The organism is Halolamina salina (assembly GCF_042678005.1).
GTDB classification, from domain to species: Archaea; Halobacteriota; Halobacteria; order Halobacteriales; family Haloferacaceae; genus Halolamina; species Halolamina salina.
Genome location: NZ_JBHUDH010000114.1, coordinates 21,387 through 26,195 on the forward strand (window position 1 = coordinate 21,387; position 4,809 = coordinate 26,195).

3 protein-coding genes are annotated in these 4,809 nt (G+C 68.6%); all 3 read left to right on the forward strand.

Features of this window, described 5'->3' with window-relative positions:
- Positions 1–2: 2 nt before the first annotated feature.
- Complete coding sequence (locus ACFR9S_RS10175) at positions 3–2,342, forward strand: DEAD/DEAH box helicase (RefSeq protein ID WP_379818547.1); 2,340 nt, start codon at positions 3–5, stop codon at positions 2,340–2,342.
- A 70-nt stretch (positions 2,343–2,412) separates the two neighbouring features.
- Positions 2,413–3,003: a nucleotide exchange factor GrpE gene (locus ACFR9S_RS10180; protein ID WP_379730713.1), complete on the forward strand. Its 591-nt coding sequence runs from the start codon at positions 2,413–2,415 to the stop codon at positions 3,001–3,003.
- Positions 3,004–3,138: 135 nt separating this feature from the next.
- Positions 3,139–4,809: molecular chaperone DnaK (gene dnaK, locus ACFR9S_RS10185; RefSeq protein WP_379818548.1), on the forward strand; the 1,671-nt coding region annotated here is incomplete at its 3' end.

The following is a 4,809-nucleotide window of genomic DNA, read 5'->3' on the forward strand; positions in this document are numbered from 1 at the left end:
GCGTGCACGACCCGCTCGACTGGCTCCGGGAGCGCCCGTACTACGCCGAGCAGGTGGCCGCCCATCGGCGGGTGTCGGCCCGGGAGCCCACGTTCGCGGATCTCGACCTCGAACCGCGCCTCGAGAGCGCGCTCGCCGACCGGGGGATCGAGCGACCGTTCCGGCACCAGCGCGACGCGATCGAGGCGGTCAGGAACGGCAACGACGCCGCGATCGCGACCGAGACCGCCAGCGGGAAGAGCCTCGCGTACACCGTCCCCGCGTTCGAGCGCGCGATGGACCACGGCGGCCGAACGCTCTACCTCGGCCCGCAGAACGCGCTCGTGTCGGACCAGCTGGAGACGCTCTCGGAGCTGGCCCGCGATCTCGGCTTCGGTTCCCGTGTCTCCGTCGATCAGTACACCGGCCGGCTCTCGAAGTCCGAGAAGCGCGACGTCCGGGACCGGCGGCCCACAGTGCTGCTCTCGAACCCCGACATGGTCCACTACGCGCTGCTCCCCCACGCCCACCGGCTCTGGGAGTGGTTCTTCTCCTCGCTCGAGTTGGTCGTGATCGACGAGGTCCACAGCTACCGCGGCGTGTTCGGCTCGCAGGTCGCGCTGCTGCTCCGACGGCTGAACCGGATCTGTGAACGGTACGACGCCGACCCCACCTACGTCTGCTGTTCGGCGACGATCGGTAACCCCGTCGAACACGCGGCGACGGTCACCGGGCGCGATCCCTCGGGGTTCACGCTCGTCGACGACGACGCCTCGGCGACGGGGCCGCGGGACTGGGTGCTCTGGAACCCCCCCGAGTACGAACAGGACCGCGACACCGGGCGGCGGCGCTCCAGCCACGTCGAATCAATGCGACTGTTCACCGACCTCGTGGAGGCGGGCCAGCAGACGCTCGTGTTCACGCGGAGCCGCCAGACCGCCGAGCGCTACGCAGCGGAGTCCGCGAAGGAACTCCGGAGCCGCGGGTCGACAGAGCTCGCCGGGAAGGTACAGGCGTACCAGGGGTCGCTGACCGACGACCGCCGGCGGGAGTTGGAGAACCGACTCCATAGCGGCGACCTCCGCGGGGTGTGGAGCACGAACGCGCTCGAACTCGGCGTCGACGTGGGCGGGCTGGACGCGGTGATAATCGACGGCTACCCGGGCACCCGGATGGCGGCGTTCCAGCAGGCCGGGCGGGCGGGCCGGGGTGACGACCCCGCGCTCGTGGTGATGGTCGCCGGCGAGGACCAGTTGGACCAGTACCTGATGGGCAACCCCGAGACGTTCTTCGAGGGCGAGCCGGAGGACGCCATCAGCGACCCCGAGAACGAGGCGATCATGCCCGACCACGTCGCCTCGGCGCCCGCCGAGAACTGGCTCTCCCGGGACGACCGGCGACACTTCGGCGAGCCATTCCCCGACGTGGTCGGCGACCTGGAGGAGGCCGGCGTGTTAGAGCGCCGCGAGACGGGGAACGGGCTCCGCTGGACTCACGACGGCGACGAGAGCCCCCAGCACAGCATGAACCTCCGGACGATCGACGACCGCGAGGTCGACCTCCGGGACTCCCGCTCGGGCGACGTGATCGCCTCCCTGTCGTTCTCGGACGCGCTCCGGGACGCACACCCGGGGGCGATCTACCACCACCAGGGTCAGCGCTACGAGGTCACGGAGTTGGATCTCGACCGTGACACCGCCCGCCTCCAGCCGACGTGGGCGGACTACCACACGCAGGTCCTGACCGAGAAGGACGTGACCGTCCACGAGGACCTGCGGGAGAAGTCGCTGTCGGCCCGGCCCGACACGGCGGTCCGGTTCGCGGACGTCTCCGTCACCGAGCGGATCACCGGCTTCGAGCGTCGGGACGCCGCATCCGGCGAAACGATGGGTCGGGAGTCGCTCGACCTCCCGGAGACGACGCTCCGGACGAAAGCGCTCTACTGGACGGTTCCGGAGGACGTGGAGGTCGAGATGCGCGCGATGGCCGCCGAGGACGGCGATCCCGAGTACGGCTTCAACGGCGGCATCCACGCCGCCGAACACGGCGTCATCTCGCTGTTCCCGCTGTACCTGCTCTGTGACCGGGCAGACATCGGCGGGCTGTCGACGCCGTACCACGGCCACACTGATCAGCCGACGATCTTCGTCTACGACGGCCACCCGGGCGGCGTCGGCCTGACCCGTCGGGGCTACGACCGGATCGAGGAACTGATGGCCCGGACCGCCCGTCTGATCGACGACTGCGACTGCGCCGACGGCTGCCCGTCCTGCGTGCAGTCGCCCCACTGTGGCAACGCGAACGACCCGCTCTCGAAGCCCGAGGCGGTGTTCATGCTCGACGAACTCACCGGCGGCGACTGATCGGGGGAGCGACACGGGATCGCGGGGCGCTTTTGCAACGCTTAAACCCACGGCGGCGCTTCCTCCGGGTATGACCGACGAGGCCGACGCGGCAGCCGAGGAGCCGACCGACGCCGACGGAGAGAGCGAGGCTGACGCGCCGGAGGAGACCGGCGAGGAGCTCGACCGGTCGCTGATCGAGCGCGTCGCCGAGTACGACGAGGAACTGGCCGAGGAACTCCGGGAGGACCGCGCCGACTACGAGGAGCGCATCGACGACTTGGAGGGGAAGCTGACCCGGAAGCAGGCCGACTTCCAGAACTTCAAAAAGCGCCAGCAGAAGAAGCTCGAACAGCAGCAGGCCCGCGCGACCGAGAGCCTGGTCGAGGACCTGCTCCCGGTCCGGGACAACCTCGCTCGCGCGCTGGAGCAGGACGAGGACACGGGCATCCGCGAGGGCGTCGAGGGGACGCTCCGCGAACTGGACAGCGTGCTCGCGGACGAGGGCGTCGAGCGGATCGAGCCCGAACCCGGCGAGGAGCCAGACCCCGAGCGCCACGAGGTGCTGATGCGCGTCGAGAGCGACCGCCCCGCCGGCACAATCGAGGAACTCTACCGCCCCGGCTACGAGATGGGCGAGAAGGTAATCCGGACCGCACAGGTCACGGTCAGCGAGGAGTAGCGGTCGGACGACGCTTCGGGATAAATCCTTCTTCACACCCCGACAGCGGCTTAGAGAACCGCAGGCAAGCGTAGGGGTACTCTGCGGTCGTGAAAGCAACCTTTAACCGATTCAGCCCGGAATACACGAGTAAGAATGGCGAGCAACAAGATCCTCGGAATCGACCTCGGTACCACCAACTCCGCCATGGCCGTCATGGAGGGTGGTGACCCCGAGATCATCGTCAACAGCGAGGGTGACCGGACCACGCCGTCGGTCGTCGCGTTCTCCGACGACGGCGAGCGCCTGGTCGGCAAGCCCGCCAAGAACCAGGCGATCCAGAACCCCGACGACACGATCGCCTCCATCAAGCGCCACATGGGCGAGGAGGAGTACACCGTCGAGGCCGACGGCGAGGAGTACACGCCCGAGCAGATCTCGGCGATGATCCTCCAGAAGCTCAAGCGCGACGCCGAGGAGTACCTCGGCGACGAAGTCGAGAAGGCGGTCATCACGGTCCCCGCGTACTTCAACGACAAGCAGCGACAGGCGACCAAGGACGCCGGCGAGATCGCCGGCTTCGAGGTCGAACGAATCGTCAACGAGCCGACGGCGGCGTCGATGGCGTACGGGCTCGACGACGACTCCGACCAGACGGTGCTCGTCTACGACCTCGGCGGCGGGACGTTCGACGTGTCGATCCTCGACCTCGGCGGCGGCGTCTACGAGGTCGTCGCGACCAACGGGGACAACGACCTCGGCGGCGACGACTGGGACGAGGCGCTGATGGACCACCTCGCCGACGAGTTCGAGAACGAGCACGGGATCGACCTCCGCGAGGACCGGCAGGCGCTCCAGCGGCTCAAGGACGCCGCCGAGGAGGCCAAGATCGAGCTCTCGAACAAGAAGGAGACCACGGTCAACCTCCCGTTCATCACCGCGACCGACTCCGGCCCCGTCCACCTCGAACAGTCGATCACGCGCGCGACGTTCGAGTCGCTGACCAACGACCTGATCGAGCGGACCACCGAGCCGACCGAGCAGGCGCTCGAAGACGCCGGCTACACCAAGAACGACATCGACGAGGTCATCCTCGTCGGCGGGTCGACCCGGATGCCGCAGGTCCACGAGCAGGTCGAGGAGCTCGTCGGGCAGGAGCCCAAAAAGAACGTCAACCCCGACGAGGCGGTCGCGCTGGGCGCGGCGATCCAGGGCGGCGTGCTCTCCGGCGACGTCGACGACCTCGTACTGCTCGACGTGACCCCGCTCTCGCTGGGGATCGAGGTCAAGGGCGGCCTGTTCGAGCGCCTGATCGAGAAGAACACCACGATCCCGACCGAGGAGTCGAAGGTGTTCACCACCGCCGCTGACAACCAGACCTCCGTGCAGGTCCGGGTGTTCCAGGGCGAGCGCGAGATCGCCGAGGAGAACGAGCTACTCGGCGAGTTCCAGCTGACCGGCATCCCGCCGGCGCCGGCCGGAACGCCCCAGATCGAGGTGACGTTCAACATCGACGAGAACGGGATCGTCAACGTCGAGGCCGAGGATCAGGGCTCGGGCAACGCCGAGTCGATCACCATCGAGGGCGGCGCCGGCCTCTCCGACGAGGAGATCGAGCAGATGCAGCAGGAGGCCGAGCAGCACGCCGAGGAGGACCAGCAGCGCCGCGAGCGCATCGAGGCCCGCAACGAGGCCGAGGGCGCGATCCAGCGCGCCGAGACGCTGATCGACGAGAACGAGGAGAACGTCGACGACGCGACGATCGAGGAGGTCGAGGCCGAGATCGACGACGTGCAGGACGTCCTCGACGACGAGGACGCCACCGCC

Bases quoted from the DNA above. Each gene is read 5' to 3' on its own strand.
- ACFR9S_RS10180 (WP_379730713.1), top strand. From the start codon at position 2,413: ATGACCGACGAGGCCGACGCGGCAGCCGAGGAGCCGACCGACGCCGAC.